Origin of the sequence: Sphingobium fontiphilum (assembly GCF_014196635.1) — a bacterium.
Lineage (GTDB): Bacteria > Pseudomonadota > Alphaproteobacteria > Sphingomonadales > Sphingomonadaceae > Sphingobium > Sphingobium fontiphilum.
Genome location: NZ_JACIEB010000002.1, coordinates 483,279 through 505,509 on the forward strand (window position 1 = coordinate 483,279; position 22,231 = coordinate 505,509).

Annotated in this window: 22 protein-coding genes, 2 tRNA genes and 2 pseudogenes; 19 read left to right on the forward strand and 7 right to left on the reverse strand. The window is 64.0% G+C overall.

Annotation, left to right across the window (positions count from 1 at the left end; all coding sequences use genetic code 11):
* Window positions 1-49: 49 nt before the first annotated feature.
* A tRNA-Leu gene (locus tag GGR44_RS06655) sits at window positions 50-134 on the forward strand.
* 64 nt (window positions 135-198) lie between these two features.
* On the opposite strand, the gene GGR44_RS06660 is transcribed toward GGR44_RS06655, so the two are convergent.
* From GGR44_RS06660 to lptF, 3 genes are all read right to left on the reverse strand, one after another.
* The gene (locus tag GGR44_RS06660) at window positions 199-1,347 is read right to left on the reverse strand and encodes a GNAT family protein (RefSeq protein WP_183954723.1); all 1,149 of its coding nucleotides are present in this window, start codon (window positions 1,345-1,347) and stop codon (window positions 199-201) included.
* Between the two features lie 63 nt (window positions 1,348-1,410).
* A complete protein-coding gene (lptG, locus tag GGR44_RS06665; RefSeq protein WP_246344333.1) occupies window positions 1,411-2,520 on the reverse strand; it encodes an LPS export ABC transporter permease LptG in 1,110 nt (369 codons plus the stop codon).
* A gap of 11 nt (window positions 2,521-2,531) precedes the next feature.
* Window positions 2,532-3,734: an LPS export ABC transporter permease LptF gene (lptF, locus tag GGR44_RS06670; protein WP_183954875.1), complete on the reverse strand. Its 1,203-nt coding sequence runs from the start codon at window positions 3,732-3,734 to the stop codon at window positions 2,532-2,534.
* Window positions 3,735-3,868: 134 nt separating this feature from the next.
* Here lptF and GGR44_RS06675 point away from each other — a divergent pair, with 134 nt between their 5' ends.
* Window positions 3,869-4,357 (forward strand): DUF2141 domain-containing protein, encoded by a 489-nt coding sequence (locus GGR44_RS06675; RefSeq protein ID WP_183954725.1) that lies wholly within the window; start codon window positions 3,869-3,871, stop codon window positions 4,355-4,357.
* A 6-nt stretch (window positions 4,358-4,363) separates the two neighbouring features.
* A complete protein-coding gene (locus GGR44_RS06680) occupies window positions 4,364-5,329 on the forward strand; it encodes a diacylglycerol/lipid kinase family protein (protein ID WP_183954727.1) in 966 nt (321 codons plus the stop codon).
* Between the two features lie 3 nt (window positions 5,330-5,332).
* Here the strand turns inward: GGR44_RS06680 and GGR44_RS06685 are convergent, their stop codons facing one another.
* Window positions 5,333-6,181 (reverse strand): class I SAM-dependent methyltransferase, encoded by an 849-nt coding sequence (locus GGR44_RS06685; protein WP_183954729.1) that lies wholly within the window; start codon window positions 6,179-6,181, stop codon window positions 5,333-5,335.
* 44 nt (window positions 6,182-6,225) lie between these two features.
* On the opposite strand from GGR44_RS06685, the gene GGR44_RS06690 reads away from it, so the two are divergent.
* From GGR44_RS06690 to GGR44_RS16825, 6 genes and pseudogenes are all read left to right on the forward strand, one after another.
* Window positions 6,226-6,981 carry a ComF family protein gene (locus tag GGR44_RS06690; RefSeq protein WP_183954731.1) on the forward strand — a complete coding sequence of 252 codons (756 nt, stop codon included), beginning with the start codon at window positions 6,226-6,228 and terminating at the stop codon, window positions 6,979-6,981.
* A 52-nt stretch (window positions 6,982-7,033) separates the two neighbouring features.
* The gene (gene grxC, locus GGR44_RS06695) at window positions 7,034-7,291 is read left to right on the forward strand and encodes a glutaredoxin 3 (RefSeq protein ID WP_183954733.1); all 258 of its coding nucleotides are present in this window, start codon (window positions 7,034-7,036) and stop codon (window positions 7,289-7,291) included.
* Window positions 7,292-7,297: 6 nt separating this feature from the next.
* A complete protein-coding gene (locus GGR44_RS06700) occupies window positions 7,298-8,128 on the forward strand; it encodes a carbon-nitrogen hydrolase family protein (RefSeq protein WP_183954735.1) in 831 nt (276 codons plus the stop codon).
* Window positions 8,125-8,604, forward strand: a complete 480-nt coding sequence (locus GGR44_RS06705; RefSeq protein ID WP_183954737.1) for a DUF1178 family protein — start codon at window positions 8,125-8,127, stop codon at window positions 8,602-8,604. The genes GGR44_RS06700 and GGR44_RS06705 overlap by 4 nt, the downstream gene beginning before the upstream one ends.
* A 36-nt stretch (window positions 8,605-8,640) precedes the next feature.
* A tRNA-Arg gene (locus GGR44_RS06710) sits at window positions 8,641-8,717 on the forward strand.
* A gap of 58 nt (window positions 8,718-8,775) precedes the next feature.
* Window positions 8,776-8,925 (forward strand): annotated as a pseudogene (locus GGR44_RS16825) (IS3 family transposase); the annotation flags it as partial.
* On the opposite strand, the gene GGR44_RS06720 reads toward GGR44_RS16825, so the two are convergent.
* Window positions 8,921-11,317, reverse strand: a complete 2,397-nt coding sequence (locus GGR44_RS06720; RefSeq protein WP_183954739.1) for an ATP-binding protein — start codon at window positions 11,315-11,317, stop codon at window positions 8,921-8,923. The pseudogene GGR44_RS16825 and the gene GGR44_RS06720 sit on opposite strands and share 5 nt — an antisense overlap.
* Window positions 11,318-11,573: 256 nt before the next feature.
* Between GGR44_RS06720 and GGR44_RS06725 the strand changes: the two genes are divergently transcribed.
* From GGR44_RS06725 to GGR44_RS06760, 8 genes and pseudogenes are all read left to right on the forward strand, one after another.
* Window positions 11,574-12,191, forward strand: a complete 618-nt coding sequence (locus GGR44_RS06725) for a response regulator transcription factor (protein WP_183954741.1) — start codon at window positions 11,574-11,576, stop codon at window positions 12,189-12,191.
* Between the two features lie 127 nt (window positions 12,192-12,318).
* Window positions 12,319-12,795: a DUF4402 domain-containing protein gene (locus GGR44_RS06730; RefSeq protein ID WP_183954743.1), complete on the forward strand. Its 477-nt coding sequence runs from the start codon at window positions 12,319-12,321 to the stop codon at window positions 12,793-12,795.
* 152 nt (window positions 12,796-12,947) lie between these two features.
* Window positions 12,948-13,448 carry a DUF4402 domain-containing protein gene (locus tag GGR44_RS06735; protein WP_183954745.1) on the forward strand — a complete coding sequence of 167 codons (501 nt, stop codon included), beginning with the start codon at window positions 12,948-12,950 and terminating at the stop codon, window positions 13,446-13,448.
* Between the two features lie 120 nt (window positions 13,449-13,568).
* The gene (locus GGR44_RS06740) at window positions 13,569-14,099 is read left to right on the forward strand and encodes a DUF4402 domain-containing protein (RefSeq protein ID WP_183954746.1); all 531 of its coding nucleotides are present in this window, start codon (window positions 13,569-13,571) and stop codon (window positions 14,097-14,099) included.
* Complete coding sequence (locus GGR44_RS06745; protein ID WP_183954748.1) at window positions 14,096-14,572, forward strand: DUF4402 domain-containing protein; 477 nt, start codon at window positions 14,096-14,098, stop codon at window positions 14,570-14,572. Before GGR44_RS06740 ends, GGR44_RS06745 begins: the two co-directional genes overlap by 4 nt.
* Before the next feature lie 97 nt (window positions 14,573-14,669).
* Window positions 14,670-15,491: a fimbrial biogenesis chaperone gene (locus GGR44_RS06750; RefSeq protein ID WP_246344334.1), complete on the forward strand. Its 822-nt coding sequence runs from the start codon at window positions 14,670-14,672 to the stop codon at window positions 15,489-15,491.
* A gap of 21 nt (window positions 15,492-15,512) precedes the next feature.
* Window positions 15,513-18,215 (forward strand): carboxypeptidase-like regulatory domain-containing protein, encoded by a 2,703-nt coding sequence (locus GGR44_RS06755; RefSeq protein WP_183954750.1) that lies wholly within the window; start codon window positions 15,513-15,515, stop codon window positions 18,213-18,215.
* 74 nt (window positions 18,216-18,289) lie between these two features.
* Window positions 18,290-18,553: pseudogene (locus GGR44_RS06760) on the forward strand (transposase); the annotation flags it as partial.
* Window positions 18,554-18,710: 157 nt separating this feature from the next.
* Here GGR44_RS06760 and GGR44_RS06765 read toward each other — a convergent pair.
* A complete protein-coding gene (locus GGR44_RS06765; RefSeq protein ID WP_183954752.1) occupies window positions 18,711-18,887 on the reverse strand; it encodes a hypothetical protein in 177 nt (58 codons plus the stop codon).
* 97 nt (window positions 18,888-18,984) lie between these two features.
* Window positions 18,985-19,491: a MarR family winged helix-turn-helix transcriptional regulator gene (locus GGR44_RS06770; protein ID WP_183954754.1), complete on the reverse strand. Its 507-nt coding sequence runs from the start codon at window positions 19,489-19,491 to the stop codon at window positions 18,985-18,987.
* A gap of 142 nt (window positions 19,492-19,633) precedes the next feature.
* Here GGR44_RS06770 and hmgA point away from each other — a divergent pair, with 142 nt between their 5' ends.
* Both hmgA and fahA read left to right on the forward strand, forming a co-directional pair.
* Window positions 19,634-20,941, forward strand: coding sequence for a homogentisate 1,2-dioxygenase (gene hmgA, locus GGR44_RS06775; RefSeq protein ID WP_183954877.1), 1,308 nt, complete (start codon window positions 19,634-19,636; stop codon window positions 20,939-20,941).
* Window positions 20,938-22,230 (forward strand): fumarylacetoacetase, encoded by a 1,293-nt coding sequence (gene fahA, locus GGR44_RS06780; protein WP_183954756.1) that lies wholly within the window; start codon window positions 20,938-20,940, stop codon window positions 22,228-22,230. Before hmgA ends, fahA begins: the two co-directional genes overlap by 4 nt.
* Window position 22,231 lies beyond the last annotated feature (1 nt).

Genomic DNA, 22,231 nt, shown 5'->3' on the forward strand with positions numbered 1-22,231 from the left:
CGTCGCGACGTCAATCCTTGGCCGCTTTTCGCGAGCGCCAACCGGCCGTGCGGGCGTGGTGAAACTGGTAGACGCGCCGGACTCAAAATCCGGTTCCGAAAGGAGTGTCGGTTCGATTCCGACCGCCCGCACCATCATTCCAACGATCATGAAGCCAAGCGGGCCACCCTATATGGCCCGCACTTGGCGCAAGCCGCGTCAGAGCGGCTTTTCGTAAATCTGATAGACCTTGTTGACCTCGCCTCTGATCGCGTCGGCAATCGCGTTCATGCCCTGGTTATCGTCCAGCACCCAGCCGAGCTCGCCCCGCGTCGATCCGTAGCGCGTGATGGCGTTGCGACGGATATATTCGATCATCATGAAGGCCAGCTGGCTCGCCATGCGCGATGATTGCAACCGCTGGACAACGCCCATCAACGGCACGCGCATGGTTCGGCATTGCGGCTTGCGCAGCCACCACAGCAGCTTCGCCCAGTTAAAGGGGAAGAGCGCGCCATTATAGGATTTGATCGCCTCATTGAGGTCGGGCAGCGTCATCATGAACGCCACCGGCTCGCCGTCGAGTTCCGCGACCATGATCAGGTCTTCGAACACGATCGGCTTCAGCTTCTTGCCGGTATGGGCGATCTCGGCATCGGTGATCGGCACGAAACCCCAGTTCCTGCCCCAGGCGTCGTTCAATATGTTCAGGATGATCGCGGCTTCGGCATCGAATTTCGTCTTGTCGACCTGTCGGATGCGGATGCGGTCGTTCTTTTCACCCGACGCCACGATCCGCTGGATCAGCGGCGGGAAATCCTTCGTAATGTCGAGTTCATAGGTCTTGAGCTGCTTGACGGGCCTATAGCCCGCCCCCTCGATCATCGCCTGATATTCCGGGCGATCATGGCCCATCATCACCGTCGGCGCATGGTCATGCCCCTGGATCAGCAGGCCCGGTTCTTCCCAGATGGACAGCGAAATCGGCCCGAGTACGCGCGTCATGCCCCGTCCGCGCAGCCAATCCTCCGCCGTCGCGATCAGCGCCTTGCCGACCTCCGCGTCCTCCGCCTCGAACAGGCCGAAATTGCCGGCGCCCGGCCCCATGCCCTGCTCCACCGGCATGGACAGCGCCAGATGGTCGATATGGGCGGCGACGCGCCCCACCACCCGCCCATTGCGCCGCGCCAGGAAATAGGCGGCCTCAGCATGTTCGAAAAAGGGATTTTTGCCCGGCGTAATCAGGTCATAGGCCTCGCCCTTGAGCGGCGGCACCCAGGCCGGATCATGGGCATAAATGCGCCAGGGCAGTTCAACGAAAGCCTTGCGATCGGCCTTGCTGGCGACAGGGGTGACGGTGATGGTCATGGGCAGTCTTTCGGGAATATCGGGCGACGATCTGCTACGCCCGTGGGCGCGCCGCGACAAGCATCATTCCTCGGTGCGGAACAGCACCGTTTCACCCAGCAGCAGGAACAGGAAAAAGGGCGCCCAAGCGGCGAGGAAGGGCGGATAAGCGCCCAGATTGCCCATGGCGAGGGAGAAATTGTCGGCGACGAAATAGGCAAAGCCCAGCGCCATGCCCATTACCGCGCGCAGGAAGAGCTGCCCCGAACGCGCGAGGCCAAAGGCCGCGACCGACCCCAAAATGGGCATCAGCAGGGCGGACAGCGGCCCGGACAGCTTGTGCCACAAATTGGCCTCCAACTCCGCCACCGGCCGCCCCGCGTCCCGCAGGTCGGCGATAGCCGCCCGCAACTGGCTGAACGTCAATGCGTCGGGATCGACCTTGGCCAGCGTGAACTGGTCGGGGCGGATGTCGCGGCCGAACCAGATTGTGCCTAGGTCGCGCGACGTGCCGCGCGCCACGTCGAACTGACGCGCGCCCTCCAGCCGCCATTCGCCCCGGCTGGCGTCATATCGGCCGCGCGGCGCGCGGATGATGGTCGTCAAGCTGTTGTTGACGCGGTTGAATATCTCGACCTTGCGCAATTGCACTGATTTGCCGCGCCCGGCGACGAACGCTGCCGACACCAGATTATTGCCGTCGCGCACCCAGGCATTGATTTTCAGGCCCGAATCGGTCGGGATCGGGCCATAATCCACGGCTTGCCAGGCCGTCAGCGTCGCGGTCGCGCGCGTCACGATCCGTTCGTTGAAGGCATAGCTGATCCCCGCGACGCACAGGGCGGCGGCGACCAGCGGCGCCAATATCTGATGCGCGGAAAGCCCCGCGGACTTGAGCGATATGATCTCGCTGTTCTGGTTGAGCGCCACCAGCATCACCAATGTGCCCAGCAACACCGAAAAGGGCAGGAAGCGCGCGACGATCTGAGGCGCGCGCAACGCCACATATTGCCATAATTGCGCGTCGCCATTGCCCGGATGGGCAAGGATGTCGCCCGATTGCCCCAGCAGGTCGAGCGTCTGGAGCACGATGACCAGCAGAGCCAGCACCGCCAATGTGCGAGTGACGAAAAGGCGCGCCATATAGAGGCTGACCTGGCGCGAGGGGAAGAATTGCCACTGGACCGGGATCATGCGCGCATCCTTCAGCTATCCGCTTCGGCCACAGGGCGGGACCGGCGCACCAGCCGGCCGACCATCTTGCCGACCCGCGCGAACACCACCTCCAGCGCGCCGATGGGCTGGCCGCCGGGGCGATGGGCGATGACATGATACATCCACAATATGATCCCGCCGAATATCAGGAAAGGTCCCCACAGGGCGATGATCGGGTCGATCCTGCCCAGGGCGCCGATGCTTTCGCCATATTGGTTCACCTTGTGATAGGTGACGATGAAGATGATCGACAGGAACACGCCCAGCGCCGATGTCGACCGCTTGGGCGGGATGGCGAAGGCCAGCGCCGCAAGCGGCAAGAGCAGCATCATCGCCACTTCCACCATGCGGAAATGGAAATTGGCGCGCACTTCGTGGCGCAGCTTGTCGGGCGTGCCGGGCGAGCGGCTGAGCAGCACCAGTTCGGGAATCGTCTTTTCCCGGTCGACGTCGCGCCCACGAAAATTCTCGATCTGCGGCAGGTCGATGGGCAGGTCATGGCTGGAAAAGGAGAGGATGCGCGGGCTTTCATAGCCCGGCGCGTCGTTCACCAGCACGCCGTTCCTGAGGCGAAAGATGATGGTGTCGGGGTCATCCGTCGCCAGAAAACGTCCCTGTTCCGCCGTCACCGCCAGCGTCTGGCCATTGCGGTTGGCGGCGCGCACGAAAATACCCTGAAGATCGCGGCCCTCGTCGCGACTGCGCTCGATGCGCAGCGTCATCCGCTTGCCCAGGCTGGTGAACTCGCCAACCTTGATCGATGCGCCCAGCGCCCCCGACCGCAATTCGAACCGCAACGCTTCATAGGCGTGACGGGACAGTGGCTGGACAAAACCCACAATGCCGAAATTGAGCAGGGCGAGCGCGATCGCGAACATATAGGGCACCCGCAACAACCGGCCATAGGACAGGCCGACGCCGCGCATCACGTCCAGTTCCGACGACAAGGCGAGCTTCCGGAACGCCAGCAAAATGCCCAGCATCAACCCGATGGGGATGCCCAGCGACAGATATTCGGGCAGCATATTGGCCAGCATCCGCCACACAACGCTGACCGGTCCGCCTTCGGCAGCGACGAAATCGAACAGGCTCAACATCTTGTCCAGAACCAGCAGCATCGCGGCGATGACCAGCGTGCCCAGCATGGGCACGGCGATCAGTCGGGCCAGATATCGGTCAACGGCGCTCAGCATTTTCAATATGTCGTCGTTCCATCACCATTTTTTGGCCGCAAACCCGGCCCATATCCGAATCCAACCAGCGGGGCGAACAGGGGCTCGCCGTCCGGATCACCGGGCAGGCTATAGCTACCAGGAGTCGAGAGGTCATGTTGAAATTTGCATCGGGATTGCTGACGGTCGGGGCGCTCATCGCGTCCACGCCCGCCCTGTCCCAGAGGCAGGAGATCGGAAACGACATGAGCCGGTGCGCCGCATCTGCGCGCGGTCCGGCCGTGCTGGTCGACGTCAGCGGTTTCGCCAGCGGCACGGGCAATGTGCGTATCCAATCCTATCCGGCGACCAAAGCGGCCTGGCTGGCGAAGGGCGAATGGATCAACCGGATCGAAACCGGCGCCCGCCCGGCAAGCGGCGCCATGCGTTTTTGTCTGCCGGTGCCCCAGCCGGGGCGCTACGCCATCGCGGTGCGGCATGACCGCAACGGCAATGGCAAGACCGACATCAGCCAGGATGGCGGCGGATTTTCCAACAATCCGTCGATCAACATCTTCAACCTCGGCAAACCGGGGGTCGAAAAGGCCGCGTTCCATGCCGGGCCGGGCGTGACCCGCATCTCCATCAAACTCCAATATATGTAAGGGGCCATGGTTCGCGTCGCACTCCTGTCCAACCCCAAATCGACGGGCAACCGGCAAACCCTGCCGCGCGTGCGGAGCTATTGCGCGAACCACCCCGACATTTTCCATTATGAGGTCGAACATGTCGACCAGATCGGCCGGGCGCTGCAAACCATCGCCCGCGTCGATCCGGTCGTCATCGTCATCAATGGCGGCGACGGCACGGTTCAGGCGGCGCTGACCGAACTCTATCAGGGCCAGCATTTTCAGGGCGGCGCGCCGCCCATCGCGGTGCTGCCCAATGGCAAGACCAACCTGATCGCGCTCGACCTTGGCATCCATGGCGATCCGATCAAGGCGCTGGAGCGCATCGTCGAGATCGCCAAGGCGGGCGTGGAGGACCATGTCGTCGCCCGCGAACTGATCGCCCTGTCGGATGGTCGCGCCGAACGGCCGGTGCTGGGCATGTTCCTGGGCGGCGCGGGGCTGGCCGATTACATGCTTTACTGCCGCAACCGCATCTATCCGCTGGGCCTGTCCAATGGGCTGAGCCATTTTCTCACGGCCTTGGCCGTGCTGGCGTCGCTGCTTCTGGGCATTCGCGGGCGTTACATGCCGCCGTCGGCCCGGCCGGTCAGCATTTCCCTGATCCGCGAAGGCCAATTGGTCGGACGATTCGCGGTGCTGATCGTCACCACGCTCGAAAAGCTGCTGCTCGGCGCTCGCCCGGGCGATGGCGCGCGCGGCCATATGAAGCTGGTCGCCGTCGACCAGAGCGCCCCCGCCCTTTTGCGCTTGCTATGGGCCAGCCTTTCCGGCCGGGTGGGCAAGGCGCGGATGCAGGGCGTCCATTTCGAACAGGGCGACATGATCCGCATCGAGGGCGACCGCAGCAGCGTGATCCTGGACGGCGAGCTGTTCGAAGCGACCGAAGGCCACCCCATCGTCCTCAAATCGACCCAGCCGGTCCCCTTCCTGCGCCTCGCGGCCTGATCGTCACTCTTTCGATTTCAGCGCCTGCGCCAGCGACACCGTGGCGCTACCCCGGCGCGCGGGTTTCGCCTGGCTGGGGTCGGGCGCCCAGCCGCTCAGATAAATGACCGCGATCCGCTCGGACGTCTTGCCGTCGGGGTCGGCAGCGGCGGCGAAATGCGCCGCCGCCCGCGCCAGCACGGCGCGCGTCAGCATCGGCGGGCGCGACATCAACGCCTGCCCCGCACCCATGCCGCGCAGATCATCCATCAGCGCGAACAGGCTGGAATAACGCACGGTCAGCGTATCGCCGTCCGCCACCGGCATGGCGAAACCGGCGCGGGAAAGCAGGTCGCCCGCCGCCCGCACATCCACCTGCGGGTGGATATGCTGCCCGGCCCGGTCGCCCTCCCCCGCCATCAGCGCGGCGCGGAGGCGGGGCAACGATCCCGCACCCGCAAACGCCGCCAGCATCAGCCCGTCGGGCCGCAACAGCCGCCGCATCTGAATGAGAGCGCCGGGCAGGTCGTTGACGCTGTCCAGCGTGCCGCAGCACAGGATCAGGTCGAAACTTCCTTCGGCAAAGGGCAGCGCATCCTCCTGCGCCTGAATGCCCCCGCGCGCGGCGGCGTTGACCGCGCCGGGATCGACACAGGTCACGGCCTTGCCCATCGCGCTCAGCGCCATGCGCGCGCTATCATCGGGGCAACCGATGACCAGCGCATCGGGCAGGTTCCGCTGCACATCGCCCAGCCGGTCGAGCAGTTCGTCCAGCATCGCGCGATAAAGGAAATCATGGTCGGCAAAACCCGGCGCGGCGCGATCACGGCGGCGCGCGCGCAGGGCGGGATCGAAAACGACGGGGGCGCTCATGCGCGGCCTTGTGCAACCGCGCGCGAGGAAGGACAAGGGGGGCGATGGTCCCAGTCGCGCTCCCCGCCGCCGCCCGCGCCGCCTGCCGCTTCGCGCTCGATTATGCGCTGCCGCCGCGCTGCCCCGGTTGCGGCGTGATCGTGCAGGAGCAACATGGCTTCTGCCTCGATTGCTGGGGCAAGATGCGTTTTCTCGGGCCGCCCTGTTGCGCGCGGTGCGGCGCGCCCTTCGACCATGATAGGGGCGAAGGCGCGGAATGCGGCGCATGCATCGCCGCGCCGCCGCCATGGGACAGCGCGCGCGCCGTGCTGGCCTATGGCGATGTCGCGCGGACGGTGGCGCTGCGCCTCAAATATGGGCGGCGCATCGGCCTTGCGCGGCTGATCGCCGGCCATATGGCGCGGCATGTGCTCCCTGATGGCCGCGACGCCATGCTCATCATGCCGGTGCCGCTACACCGCTGGCGGCTCTGGTGGCGCGGCTTCAACCAGTCGGCACTGATCGGCGGCCAACTCGCCCGGCTGACCGGCGTGGCGCAGGATCGCGACGGGCTGCGGCGGATCAGGCGCACCCCGCCGCTGCGCGGCATGAACGCCCGGCAAAGGGCGCGCGCCGTCAGCGGCGCCTTTGCGCTGGCCGACGGGCATGATGTGCGCGGGCGGGCGGTGCTGCTGATCGACGACATTCACACCAGCGGGGCCACCGCCGCAGCCTGCGCCCGCCTGCTGCGGCAAAAAGGGGCCGCCAGCGTCCACCTCCTTTGCTGGGCGCGGGTGTTGCCGGAGGATGCAGGCGATTGACAAATGGCGTCAGGCGCACAATTTCGGTTTTTCAGGAGGCATTTGGAGCATTATGGCGCGGGTCGAGATCTATACCAAATCATGGTGCGGCTATTGCGCGCGGGCCAAGGATCTTCTGTCGCGCAAGGGCGTGGCCTTTGACGAATATGATATCTCGATGGGCGGCCCAAAGCGGCAGGAAATGCTTGAACGCGCGCCCGGCGCCGCCACCGTGCCCCAGATTTTCATCGACAATCATCATGTCGGCGGCTGCGACGATCTGGTCGCGCTCAACCGTTCGGGCAGGCTCGACCCGCTGCTCGGCCTCTGATCCATAATGCGCGCCGCCCTGTTCCAGATGTGCAGCGGGATCGACCCGGCCGCCAACGCCGCCGCGATCGTCGACGCCGCCGCGCGGGCCAAGGCGGAAGGGGCCGACATCATGTTCACCCCCGAAATGGTGGGCTATCTTGACCGCGACCGCAAACGCGCGGCGGCGACGTTGAAGAACGAGGCGCACGATCCCGTGCTGGCCGCCGCCCGCGAAGCCGCCGCGCGCCATGGCCTGTGGCTGCATCTTGGCTCGCTCGCCTTTCGCGACGAACGCAGCGACGGGCGCTGGGCCAATCGCAGCCTGATGATCGACCATCGCGGCGAGATTCGCGCCCGATATGACAAGATCCACCTGTTCGACGTCGACCTCGCCAATGGCGAAAGCTGGCGCGAATCGGCGGTCTATGGCCCTGGCGAACATGTCGTTGCGGTCGACACCCCCTGGGCGCGCATGGGCATGAGCGTCTGTTACGACATGCGCTTTCCCGATCTTTACCGGGCGCTGACCAACGCGGGGGCCATCGTGCTGCTCGCCCCCGCCGCCTTCACCGTGCCGACCGGCATGGCCCATTGGCATGTGCTGCTGCGCGCCCGCGCGATCGAGGCGGGCGCCTTCGTCATCGCCGCCGCGCAGAGCGGCGACCATCAGGACGGACGGCAGACCTATGGCCACAGCCTGATCGTCGACCCGTGGGGCGATGTGCTGCTCGACATGGGCCGCGACAATGGCGTGGCGCTGGTCGACATCGACCTTGCCCGCGTGGACGAGGTGCGCGCCCGTGTGCCCGCCATCGCCAATCGGCGCGCTCTGCCCGCCATGGTGGACATCGCATGATCGTGTTCGACCTTCGCTGCGCGGGCGCTGGCCATGTGTTTGAAGCCTGGTTCGGCTCCAGCGCCGATTATGAGGATCAGCGCGCACGGGGCCTGCTGAGCTGCCCTGTCTGCGGCGACAGCCAGGTGACGAAGGCGGTCATGGCGCCAGCCGTCGCGCCCAAATCCAACAGCCGCCCCGCATCGCCGCCGACCCGGAGCCTGGCTGCGCCCGTGCCCATGGGAACCGAACCGGACATGGCGAAGATGCGCGCGTTGATGGAGACATTGGCGCAGGCGCAGAGCAAGGCGCTGGAAAATTCCACCTGGGTCGGCCGCGATTTCGCCGATCAGGCCCGCGCCATGCATTATGGCGAACAGGATCATCAACGCATCCACGGCGACGTCGCCCCCGAAGAGGCCCGCTCGCTGATCGAGGAAGGGGTGCCGGTCGCCCCGCTGCCCTTCCCCGTAGTGCCGCCCAAAGCCAGGAATTGACGCCGAAGGCGGGCCATAATAGAGCCGGAGCCGGGCGCACCCATAGCTCAGCAGGATAGAGCATCAGATTCCTAATCTGGGGGCCACTGGTTCGAATCCAGTTGGGTGCACCATCTCCTCCCTTCCCCCCGACAAGTCGGATAAAAGCGCGAAGGGAGAGGATGTTAGCACAAGGTCTCGACGGAGAGTCTCCATCGTCTGGGTGTTGCGGTGAACTGGCTGGACGGCGACTTTGCCGCCGATGCCCCTAGCCGTAAATGGGCGGGCGACATTACCTATGTCTGGAGGTCAGAGGGCTGGCTCTCCCTTGCCGTCATCATTTGCCCAGACGATCCAGGCCGGTCTGCATAATGCGGATACGACGATGGCGAGGCGCAGCAAGCAACGTCTTTTCCAAGTATCTGGCTTCCTCTCCCGATCTTCCATCGCCGAAATGGCCAGCGACCCCAGCAAATTTGTGCAGTTCTTCGGCGAGTTTGATAATGTCGGGATCTGTTGCCTCACCCTGCTCAATCATCGCATTAATCAGCCTGAGCACCGCGGCCCTTCGGTCGACATAGCGGCCATGTAGAGAGGCGTTGGGCGACGATCGGGCTTGCGCGGGCGCGGATTTAGCAGCCGGTACAAATTTGGTTATGGCGGCCTTGAGCGCGTCTATCCGCACCGGTTTTCCAATATGGTCCTGCATACCGCTAGCCAGGCAGATGGCGGCATCTTCGGGATAAGCATTTGCGGTGAGCGCAACGATCGGCAGCGTTTCGGCATCATAGCCAAGCTGCCGCAACTGTCGGGTGGCGTCGAGCCCGCTCAAACCCGGCATTTGCACATCCATCAGCACGAGATCGAACGGTTTGCCCTGGTCTGCGGCGCTTTTGACCATCTCAATCACGCTATGGCCGTCAGAGGCAACTTTCGGGACCATTCCGACCTGCTGCGCCATCGCGACCATGAGCACCCGATTGATGTCATGGTCCTCTGCAATCAGGACGCGAAGTGGATTGGACGCTCCAACTGCGCGCCGATCGGCTTCATCATTATCCAACGGAGGCGCAAAATCGCTGAATATGGTTTCCACTTCCAGAGGCAGCGAAACTGTAAAGGTTGCGCCCTTGCCGACGGTGCTTTCCACATCGATGCTGCCGCCCATGAGCTTGACCAGCTCGCTGCTGATCGACAAACCCAATCCGGTCCCGCCAAATGATTGTGCGATCGAAGGGTCTGCCTGGTCAAACTGCTCGAATATTGCATCGAGTCGGTCAGGTGCGATGCCGACGCCGGTATCAGCCACTTCCAGCACCAACCGCCTGGAATCATGCCTGGTTTCCATGCGCGCTCTCAGGGTCACCGATCCTTCGGGCGTGAACTTTACGGCATTGTCCAAAAGATTGAGCACGATCTGACGAACCCGTAACGGGTCGCCCTTGATCAGTTGCGGAAGCGTAGGGTCGATGTTCAACCGCAAATCGACATTCTTGGATCGCGCGATCGGCTCGATGAGGCTGGTGCATAGCCGCAGCTTCTTTCGAATATCCACTTGGCTGTCGGCTATGTCCATCCGGCCCGCCCCGATTTTCGAAATGTCGAGAATGTGGTTGAGCAATGTCATCATCGCCTTGCCGGAATCGGCTATCAGTTCGGCATAGCCCCTCTGCCTGGGCGTCAGGTCGCTGGCCAGCAGCAGGTCGGTAAAACCGATCACGCCGTTCATCGGCGTCCGGATCTCATGGCTCATATTCGCCAGGAATCGCGATTTGGCTTGCACCGCCGCGTCCGCCTTGCGCTTTTCTTCGATCAGTTCGAGCTGCATCTGGTGTCGGGCGGTTATATCCTGGAAAACACCGACGAGCGCGACCGGAACGCCATCCTTTTTCTCGAGCGCGCCCATGGCCCGGACCCGCAGAGATTGCCCCGATGCGTTGATGAATTCGGTTTCGATGTCGTACGGCTCTCCCGTCGCTATAGTGTTGTCGATGCACGCCTTCATCAGCGCGCGGGCATGGGGTGGGTAAAAATCCAGCGCGGTATGAAGCGGAATTCCCTCGCTCACCGGCACGCCATGAATGGCATATGTCTGTTCCGACCAGTAAGCGGTATTGTCGCGCAGTGACAGCCGCCATGACCCCATATTCGCCAGCTTTTCGGCATCACGGAACTGGCGGTGTGTCGTCTCCAACGCCTCCAGCGCCTGCGCGCGCTCAGCCGCAAGCTCGATGCTGTTCTGGGAAGAGCGCCGCGCCTCAAGCAGCGCCTCTACGACCTTCGCCAAATCGCGCAGGGTCGCGACATCGTCGTCGTCCATGCGCCTGGGCTTGTCGTCGATCACGCATAGCGTACCGACCGGCAAACGCCTGTCGGTCCTGCCACAGACGATGTGGACGGGCACGCCGGCATAGAAGCGAACATGAGGCGGTCCGGAGACGACCGGATTGAGGGCAAAGCCGGGATCCGCCTTTGCGTCGGGTATGATCAGGATATCGTTTGCGGCGATTGTGTGGCCGCAAAAGCCGATTTCGCGCGGGGTCTGATCGATGTCTATGCCGGATCGCGCCTTGAACCATTGACGCTTTTCGCCGACCAGCGAAATGAGTGCAATTTTCGTCCTGAGCAGCCGTTGGGCGGCGCTGACAATGGCGTCATATTCGGGCTCCCGGCCGCTGTCCATCACACCGGTCTGCGCCAGCGCATCCAGGCGCTCTTTCTCACTGTAGATCATGGCCGCCCCCCTACCCGCTCCATCATCCACAGAGCGAGATCCGTCATTGGCCACTGTCGTTACCCGATTGTGATGCCCGCGCAATGGGCGCGGCTGTTCCCATTCCTATAGGACAGGCCAAATGATCGTTGAAACCGCAAGACCGCGCCGCTAACGAATATCCAAACTGGATATAAAATCGAGGGGCGCAATCCGAACCAAAAGGCGGGCAGTCCAGTGCCTGAGACCTTAGTTCGTTCCGAGGATTCAGCACGGCATGCCATCTGTCTATATCGTTGATGATGATGATATTTCCCGCGACTGGTTTTACGAAGCGCTTGCTTTCCTGCCTGCCGTCAACGTCGTGACGTTCCCGTCGGGAGAATCTTTCCTCGCTGCCCGCCCCGACATCCAGCCCGGCGTCGTTCTGCTCGACCTGCGGATGCCGACCATGTCGGGGCTGGATACGATGGCGCAATATGGCGAAGACTTGGGCAAGTTTCCCACGATCGTGATGTCCGCTGCGGGCGACATCGGCAACGCGGTGCGCGCCATGCAGTTGGGCGCGATGGATTTCATCGAAAAGCCGTGCCCGCCACCAAGCCTCTATGAAAAGATCAGACCGGCATTTGCCCGGCTGGAAGAGCGTCAACGCCTGGAGGACATGCAGACCGACAGCGCCACGCGCTTCTCTCAACTCAGCGCACGGGAAGCCGAGGTGCTCAAACTGTTGATCGACGGTCAGGCAAACCGGGCTATTGCCGACAAGCTGAGACTGAGCGTCCGCACGGTGGAGGTGTATCGCGGCAAGCTGATGATGAAGCTCGGCGTGAACAGCCTGCCCGAAGCGATAAAGCTCGCCTACGCCAGCGGATTCGTCGAATTGGCGATGTAAGCGGTCACGCCGTGCGATGGCCGATTCAGGGTTAACCCGGAATTAAGCCATTCCCCTTACGTATTACTACGACACTGAAACTATAAGTCAGGTCATGGAAAAAGGCCGGATCATCTTGCACCCCTTGATGACGGCTCTGTTCCTGGCCGTGTCGTTCCCGCTTTCCAGCAGCGCGAACGCCCAGGCACGGCCAAATTTTCAAGCCACCGCGTCGGTGGTGATAATGAGGACGCTGTCGGCGCAGCAGGCAAGCGTGCTGCGCTTCGGGCGCGTGATGCCGTCGGCCGGCGGTGGTGCGGTGACAATCTTTACCGACGGGCACATTGCCTGTTCGGGCATGAGGTTGTGCGATGCGCAGGCGGCCCCGGCGCATTTCGTCGTGACCGGATCTGATACACTCGTGGCGGTCTCGGTGCCCGACGAGGTGGTTCTGGTCGGCCCCGGCGGCGATTCGCTTCGGTTGACGCCCTCGCTGTCGACGAGTCAGATCGCGCTTTCAGACGGTCAAGAAACGGTGACCATAGGCGGCACATTGGCGATCGGCGCGGATCAGTCCTTAGGTTCCTATGCCGGCCAGTATGAAATAAAGTTTGAGTATCAATGACTTATTGACGACAGGCGGGACCAGTCCGGCCTTTGTCGATGGTGAACGCGCCGTTAACCATGGCCGATAACCGTGAATGCAGACTTGGAAGCCTAAAAGGCGTCGTCGGTCGCTGGAGACCGGCTCCAAATCTGCTTCAAGGGGTGTGTCCAATGAACAAGCTTATAGTAAAGGGCCTCGGCCTTGCCGGGATGGTGTCGGCTGCCGGCATGATCACGGCGCCTGCCCATGCAACGTCGGCGACGGGCGATGCAACCGTCAAGATCCTGCAGGCGATCACCGTCGCCAAATCGTCTGACCTCAATTTCGGCAAGGTGCTGGCATCGAGCACGGCATCGACCGTGGCGATCGCCGAAAGCGGCACGCGCACATGCGGTTCGGGCCTGTCCTGCTATGGCACGACCACCGCTGGCGCGTTCAACGTGACCGGTTCGACCGGCGAAACCGTCTCCGTCGCCATCGACAATCCGACGATCACCCTGTCCGACGGCGGCGCCAACGCCATGACCGTTGCGCTCAACACGTCGACCAGTTCGATGACGCTGGCTGGCGGAACGGGCAGCTTCAAGATCGCGGGAACTTTGAATGTCGGCGCAAACCAGGCGGCCGGCACCTATGCCGGTCAATATTCGGTCTCGGTCAATTATCAGTAAGTGACAGGGCTGTTCGAACCGGGCCACCTTGGGCGGTGGTCCGGTTCGGTCATTGGCGACATATCGCCGCGTTAAGACCGCCTTTACCATCTTTTGGCACCTGCGTTGCGGGGGCCGACGATGAAGCGCGCGATTTTCCTGTTATGTGCATTCCTGGCGGCCGGTCTGGCCGCGATGCCGGCCATTGCAGGCGATGAAGATCACGACCCTGTGTCGAGCAGCCGCCGAAGCGACGCCCGCCGGGGCGAAGCCACCGTCCAGATCCTGCGGTCGGTCGCCGTAACCAAAACCGCCAATCTCAATTTCGGCGCCTTGTTCGCGTCCGCCCGCGCCTCGACAGTGCGTGTGCGCACCAACGGCGCCCGGGTCTGCGGACCAGGCCTGAACTGCCTCGGCACCGCCAGCGCGGGCGCCTTTGCTATCGCCGGCATTCCAGGCGAAAGCGTCTCGGTCTCGATCGACGATCCCACCGTGACGTTGTCGGACGGCGCCTCGCATGCCATGCCGGTAACGCTCTCGGTCTCTGCGCGCCATCTGACGCTGGCCGGGGGCAATGCTACGGTCAGGATCGGCGGCTTGCTCAAGGTGGCGGCAAACCAGCCGGCCGGTGTCTATTCCGGTCAATATTCCATATCGGTCCACTACCAATGAGCCAGCCCGGCAGCACGCGCCTGTTGCTGCGCCTGGCCATGCTCACCCTGCTCGTCAGCACAGCGAGTTCGGCTTGGGCCGCCAACCCGCACAACCGCCCGGCTATCGATGAAATTCGCAGCATCAGCTTCGGCGTCATCGCGGCGAGCAGCGCCAGTGGAACGGCGACCCTCAGTCCGTCCGGTTCCCTCACCTGCATGGGGATACGCTGCCTGGGCGGCGCCAGTCCGGGCCTGTTCGCGATCACCGGCGCCAAGGATTATGTCGTCGCGATATTGCTGTCGCCCGCCCGGCTGCGCACGGCCCGGGGGGCCACGCTCGACGTCCAGCTTACGCCTTCGCAGAACATCATGGTGCTGCGCCCTGGCAATGCCAAAAACGCCTTCTCGGTCGGCGGCGCCCTGACAGTGAGCAGCAACCAGGCCGAGGGCAGCTATGAAGGCAGCTATCTGGTCAGCGTCGAATATCAGTAGCGCGGATCATGGTTAGCGGGATGCTAACCATTTGTCATGCACATGTCCCCCGCTCGGCACGCTGGAAACGACGCCGATCGATCAAGGGGTGACATATATGCTTCGGAGATTTCTGAAGGCGGCTGCGGCTGCCTGCTGTGCGGCCATGGTCGCCGAACCCGCGCTTGCGCAGGGCGACCTGCTGGTTGCGCCGACCCGCCTCGTGCTGCCCGGCGGCGGCGGCGGGGAGGTCGTCGTCAGCAATACAGGCGATCGCACGACGACCTATCGCATCTCGCTGGTGCTCCGGCGGATGGATCGCACCGGCCAGATCAAGCCGGTCGACGAACAGGCCGCCACGCCGGCGGAAGCCGCGGCGCTCGAAATTCTCAACTATGCCCCGCGCAAAGTCACGCTGGCGCCCCAGCAGGCGCAGACGGTGCGGATCGGCGTGCGGGCGCCGCCGACGCTCGCGCCGGGCGAATATCGCGCGCACCTCCTGTTTCGCGCCGTGCCCGACGCCGTGGCTCCGCCCGCCCCCGGCACAGCGCCAGCGGCCGATGGCATGTCGATCGCGCTAACGCCCATTTATGGCGTCGCCATTCCCGTCATCGTGCGGATCGGCGAAGTGGCGGGCGAAGCCCGCATCGTAAGCGCAGAGCGCAGCGCCGTGGACGGACAGAGCGGCGTTACCGTCACCATCGCGCGAACCGGCGCCCGGTCCGCCTATGGCTCGATCGACCTGATGGCGGCAGGACAGGCCAAGCCGGTCGTCACGGTGAAGGGCATCGCCGCCTATGCCGAAGTCGAGGAACGCAGCCTGTTCGTGCCCGTGCCGCCGGAGAAGCTGGCAGGCGCCAAAGGCGCACTGTCGGCGCGCTTCGTAGAGAATGACGCCGCCGCCAGGGGCGGCGCGCCCAGCGAAGTTCCCGTCCGCTAAAGCCGGCAAGGGTCCGTTGCGATGGTCAGGCCGGTTCAGGCGGCCAGGCGCGCCTGGTTGTGGCTGCTGGTCGCCCTGCTGGGGCTGTTCGCCCCCTGCCCTGCGAGCGCGCAACTGCGCACCGACCCCGATGACGCCATGCTGTTCGACGCGCGAATCGGCGCGATGCAGATCGGGCAGGGCATACGCGCGTTCAACACCCCGGCCGGGCTCTGTCTCGACTTTCGCGACGTCATCGACACGCTTCAGGTCGCGATCACCGTCAGTCCGGACGGCCAGCGCGCCGAAGGCTGGGCGTTCGACGAACAACGCCATATCCTCATCGATCGCGCGCGGGGCGACGTGCGGTTCGGCGGCCAATATGCGGCGCTCAAGGCGGACACGATCTGGGAAAGCCGCTCGGGCTGGTGCGTGCGGGCGGAGGATCTCGGCCTCTGGCTCGGCGTGGACTTTGTGGCGGACGATGCCAATGCGATCCTGACGGTCACTGCGCAAGGCGGCTTGCCGATCGAGGCGGCGATGAAGCGGGCGGAAGCGGCCTACCGGTTGAAGGAAGGGGCGGTCGCGCCTCGCGAAGCCCTTCCCGAAGTCGCTTTGCCCTACCGCCTCTGGCGCACGCCATCGATTGACGTCGGCGCCGCACTGGCGGCCGACCGCGCGGTCGATGGCGCGGTCACGCGCCGCGCGCGGTATGAACTGTTCGCAGCCGGCGAGCTTGGCTATCTCTCCGCCGACATGCGGCTGGCATCCGACGAAGCCGGGATGCCACAGTCGATGCGCCTCAAACTTTATCGCGCGAGCGCTCAGCGCGCACTTCTTGGCCCCTTGCATGCGTCCGAATTTGCGCTTGGCGACGTCATCAGCCCCTCGACGGGGCTGGTCGCGCTCGCCACACCCGGGCGCGGCGCTACCGTCACCAACCGGCCGCTGGGCATGGCGGCGCGCTATGACCAGGTGAGTTTTGTCGGCGACCTGCCGCAGGGATGGGACGTCGAACTGTATCGCAATGGCGAATTGCTGGGCAGCGTGACCGACGGCGCCACGGGCCGCTATGAATTTCAGGATGTGGACCTGCGCTCCGGCGTCAATGCCTTCGACATCGTGCGCTATGGGCCGCAGGGCCAGGTCAAGCGGGAACGCCGCAGCTACAATATCGCCGGCCAGACGCCGGGTCCGGGCGAGCTTTGGTGGTATGGCGCCGTGGTGCAGGATCGCCACGACCTGATCCGCTTTTCAGGATCGCCGGATCTGGCGCCAGGGTCGGCGCCGGCGCGGTCGGGCTGGCGGTCCGATATCGGGTTCGAATACGGCCTGGGCAAAGGGACATCGCTGTCCATCGCGGCGCATCGTCATCCTTTGCCAGGCGGAAAAGTCGGGAATTTCGCCGAAGCGGCGGCGCGCGCCAGCATGCTTGGCATGCTGACCGAATTTTCCATCGCGCAGGCGCAGGGCGGCGGACGCGCGGTGCGCGCCTATGCGATCGGCGAACTGCTCAAGACCAGCTTCACCATTGAGGCGATCCGCAATCACGGCATGGCCAGCGAGCGGCTGGATGCCCGGCAGCGCGCGGTCACGGCCGTCGCGCTGGATCGTCAGGTGCGCATGGCCGGCCTCATCATGCCGCTGCATTTCGATCTGCGCTCAACCATTTCGCGTTCTGATAAAATGTTGCAGGCGCAGGCGCGCGCCTCCATCGCGACTCGCACATTGTCCGCCAGCGCCTCACTGGGGTGGCAACGCGTTACGCCCCTTGGTGGATCGGGCCGGTCGGAGGCGACCGCCAGCCTGTTGTTCAACAGCCGCTTCGGCGCCTTGCGGCTGCGGGGCGAGGCCGACTGGGCGCTGCTGCCCCGCCCCCGGATGATCGGCGCGGCGGCGACGGCCAGCCGCTCGCTTGGCCAAAGCGGCGAAGCGCAGGCAACGCTGGGATATGCCAATCGCGATCGTTACGCCTATGCGGGATTGTCCTACACCCGCGATCTTGGTTTTGCGTCCGTCACCGGCAATGCGCAGGCAGACACCCGCGGCGCCTTCTCGCTGGGACTGGCGCTCCAGTTCAGCATCGGCGCCAATGGCCAAGGGCGGTTCGGGCGGATCGGATCGGGCGCGCGGGCGGCGAGCGGCAGCATCGCGGTCAGCGCCTATCGCGACACGAACGGCGATGGCGCGCGTCAGCCCAACGAACCCCTGATTGCAGCGCCTGGGCTTCTTGTGAACGACGTCCCTATCGCGACCTGCAAGAGCCGCGGCGACACTGCGCGCAAGCATGGGAAGCCGTGCGACCCCGTCGCGCTGATCGAAGGGCTGGAACCTGCCGTTCCGGTGCGCGTCTCGCTCGACGAAGGCGCGATCGCCGATCCCTTCGAGGTCGCGAGCGGAAAGGGCATATCCGCCGTGCCGCGGGCCGGAGTGGCGACACCGGTCGAGCTAGGCATCGTCGGCACCGCGACGCTGGAAGGCAGCCTGGTGATTGATGGGCGGGAAGCGCCGGGCGAAGCGCTTCAGCTTGTCGACGCGAAAGGTGTCGTCGCTTACTCGATCAGGACCGAATTTGACGGATTTTTCAGTTTTGAACGGGTCCGCTACGGGTCCTACGATCTGCGCTTGGCGCGAAGCCGTAAGACCCTCGTCGCGCAACCGATCACAGTTGGCGCAAATCAGCCGACCATCCGCCTGGGGTTGCTGGAGGCCAGCTCGGATGCTGCCCGATTGGCAATCAAATGAGGTGTCGATGATGCGGCCTGCTGCCGGTTTGGCGGATACCGAGGCAGGATGATTTCACCTGTCGGAGGTCCACAATGCAACGCAGGAAGTTCAGCCGCGCGTTCAAGCTTGAGGCGGTGCGGTTGGTGCGCGAACGCGGTGTGCGGTGGCACAGGCTGCTCGCGATGTGGATGTGCACGAGAACATGCTGTGCAAATGGGTAAGGGAGTTCGCCGCCGATCCGGGGCGTGCCTTTCCAGCGAACGGCCAGATGAAGGCGGAACGCGACATCCTGAAAAAACTCGTCCCTTCTGTGCGAAGGACTCGACATGAGGTTTGCTATCGTCGCCAGGCACCGCCGCAACGCGCCCGCGACGATGAGGTGATGGGCGCGAGGGTCGTTGCGCCCTACCGTCAATCTCCGGCCGCTGGTCGGCGCAATACGCACAGCCTCCTGCCTGAACTCCTCGCTATGCTTCATCATCTCGTCGGCCTCCTTGATCGTGCGCTAAACTCTCAATTGACCGGCCCAAAACCGTTACATGTCCGGCTCTCGACAATCGCGCCAGCGAGGATTTGCGCTTCGGCTGCGATCGCCCAGGCGTCGGCCCGTATGCCCAAGGTCGCAGATAGCGACTTGCCCTTGCGGCGCACCTGGACGCGCCGGGATTCCTCTTGCTTCTGCAGGGCCAATCGGCGCGAGCGGCCATTTTTCGAGTTTCGGCAACAGGTGCATGAACGCCTATATTTCTCTCGGCGACAATCCTCGCTGGCGTAGCGGTAGCCGCGTCTATTCGTCCAAGGCTTCCGGCCACTGCCGGTCGTCGGGCGGATGGCCCGGCGTCCCGGCCTTGTGCAGGGCTGTCGCCGCCGCATCGATCTTGCGCAAGATGGCCATGAAGCCCTCCCTTTCCTCGTCGGAAAACTGAGCGAAGATGCGGGATTCCAGTTCCCTGGCTCGCGGGACGATCTGTTCGTAAAGACTGATCCCGGACGGGGTCAAGGCCAGCATATGCGACCTTCCGTCGCGCGCATGGGGTCGTCTTTCGACTAGACCGCGCCTGTTGAGGGCTATCGCCGCGCGGCTGACGGATACCTTGTCCATCCTCGTCCGCTGGCAGATCTCCTGCTGTGTGATCCCATCGCGCTCAGCGATCCAGGCGAGCACGCGCCATTGCGGCACGTCGATGCCGAATTGCGTTTCATAGGCGTGGGCGATGTGCTCGCTGACCAGCCCGGCCGTGAAAGAGAGGCGATAGGGCATGAAGCTGTCGAGTGGCAGGTGGGAATTGGCCATTGCAAAACTGGTATCATTTGACACCAATTTTGCAATGGCGCATATAGTATCAAAAGACATCAGATGAGACGATGCTATGGACAGTGCCTGGGAGAGGATGCCGCCGCCAGTCGCCGGGCGCGCCGGGGATGAAGGCGGCATGATGCCCGGCTTTGCCAACCATTTCGCCACCGAAGCCGTGCCGGGCGCATTGCCGCTGACCCAGAATTCGCCGCAGAAACCGCCCTATGGCCTTTATGCCGAACAATTGTCGGGCACCGCCTTCACCGCCCCGCGCAGAGACAATCTGCGATCCTGGCTCTACCGGCTTTATCCGTCAGCAAGTCATCCCGCCTATGTCCCGTTTGATCAGGCATCGCATTTGCGAACCGGCCCCTTTAACGATGCGGCGCCAACGCCCAACCGGCTGCGCTGGGACGCCCTGCCCCTGCCCGATGAGCCGACCGACTTTGTGGAGGGGCTCGTCACGCTGTGCGGCAACGGGGATGCGCAAATCGGCGTCGGCATCGGCGTGCATCTTTATGCCGCCAATATGTCGATGCGACGGCGCGCCTTTTTCAGTGCCGACGGCGAATGGCTGATCGTGCTGCAACAGGGCCGGCTGCGGATCGTGACGGAGATGGGCGTGATATCCGCCGAACCCGAGCAGATCGTGGTTGTTCCGCGCGGGCTTCGCTTCATGGTCGAATTGCCCGATGGCGCGGCGCGGGGATATGTCTGCGAAAATTACGGAGCGGCGTTCCGGCTTCCCGAACTGGGGCCGATCGGCTCCAACGGGCTGGCCAACCCCCGCGATTTCGAAACGCCGGTCGCCGCGTTCGTTAACGACGACGCGCCCTTTAATGTCATTCAGAAATTTTGCGGTTCGCTCTGGACGACGACGCTGGCGCATTCGCCATTCAATGTCGTCGCCTGGCACGGCAACCTCGCGCCTTACAGATATGATCTGCGGCGCTTCAACACGATCAACACCGTCAGCTTCGACCACCCGGACCCGTCGATCTTCACCGTGCTGACATCGCCATCCGACATGCCGGGCACGGCGAATTGCGACTTCGTGATCTTTCCGCCCCGATGGATGGTGGCCGAACACACATTCCGCCCACCCTGGTTCCACCGCAACGTGATGAGCGAGTTCATGGGCCTGATCCATGGCGTCTATGATGCCAAGGCGGGAGGCTTCGCGCCGGGCGGGGCGTCGCTGCACAACCGCATGTCCGCCCATGGCCCCGATCTGGCCAGCTATGAGGCGGCGGTCGCCGCCGATCTGAAACCGCATCGGATCACCGACACCATGGCGTTCATGTTCGAAAGCCGCCATGTGTTCCAACCCACCCGCTTCGCGCTGACGACGCCGCTGCTTCAGCGCGATTATGACGATTGCTGGGCGGGCTTTGGCAAGGCGCGGCTTCCCCCGCCCCACGGGCGCAACAGAGGCGAAAGCGCGTGACTTTTCCAACGATCGACGAAACCCATGATCCCGCGCTCGACAGTTGGGTGGTCGGCGCCAACGGCCATTCCCAGTTTCCGGTCCAGAATCTGCCTTATGGCTTATTCACGCATCGCGGGGGCCGCCGCCGGTTGGGTGTCGCCATCGGCGACCATATCCTCGACCTGGCGGCGCTCGAGCAGCACCTCCCGGTCGGCCGCGACGCGCTGGGCGGCGACAGCGTGGTTCACCTGCTGTCGCAACCAGCGCCCGGACGCGCCGAACTGCGCAAGGCGCTGAGCAGGCTATTGTGCGATGCAGGTTTTCGGGAGAGCGTCGAACCCCATCTGATCCCTGCCGGCGAGTGCCAGATGCACCTGCCCATGGCGATTGGCGATTATACGGATTTTTATGTCGGCATTCATCACGCCACGAATATCGGCAAATTGTTCCGGCCGGACAACCCGTTGCTTCCCAACTATAAATATGTTCCGATCGGCTATCATGGGCGCGCATCCTCGATCAGGCCTTCGGGCGTGCCTGTTCGCAGGCCCAGGGGCCAGCGCAAGGCTGCAGACGCCGCCGCGCCGACATTCGGCCCCAGCGCCCGGCTAGACTATGAACTGGAACTGGGCGTCTGGATCGGAAAGGGCAACGCACTGGGCGACGCCGTGAGCATTGGCGACGCCGCCGATCACATTGCCGGCTTCTGCCTTTTGAACGACTGGTCCGCGCGCGACTTGCAAGCGTGGGAATATGTTCCCCTGGGCCCGTTCCTGGCGAAAAACTTCCATTCCACCATCTCCGCCTGGGTGGTCACGTCCGAAGCCATGGCCCCGTTCCGCATGGCGCAGCCGCCGCGCCCGACTGGCGATCCCCGACCGCTCGACTATCTGTGGGACGAGCAGGATCAGGCCCAAGGCGCGCTATCCATCCAACTGGAGGCGTTTGTGTCGAGCGCCGGAATGCGAAGCGCGGGGATGCAACCGCATCGCCTGTCGCGCGGCGACGCATCAGCCATGTACTGGACAGCGCAGCAGATCGTCACCCACCATGCCTCGAACGGCTGCAACCTCATGCCGGGCGACCTGCTGGGCACTGGCACCCTGTCGGGCCCCACGCCGGACAGCTTCGGCAGCCTCATGGAACTCTCGCAGGGCGGCAAGCAGGCGGTCATCCTTCCGACCGGGGAAGAGCGCCGCTTCATCGAGGACGGCGACGAGATTCTGATGCGGGCGACAGCGGTTGCGGATGGCCGCATATCCATCGGCTTTGGCGAATGCCGCGCCATCGTGGAACCGGCGGCCTGAC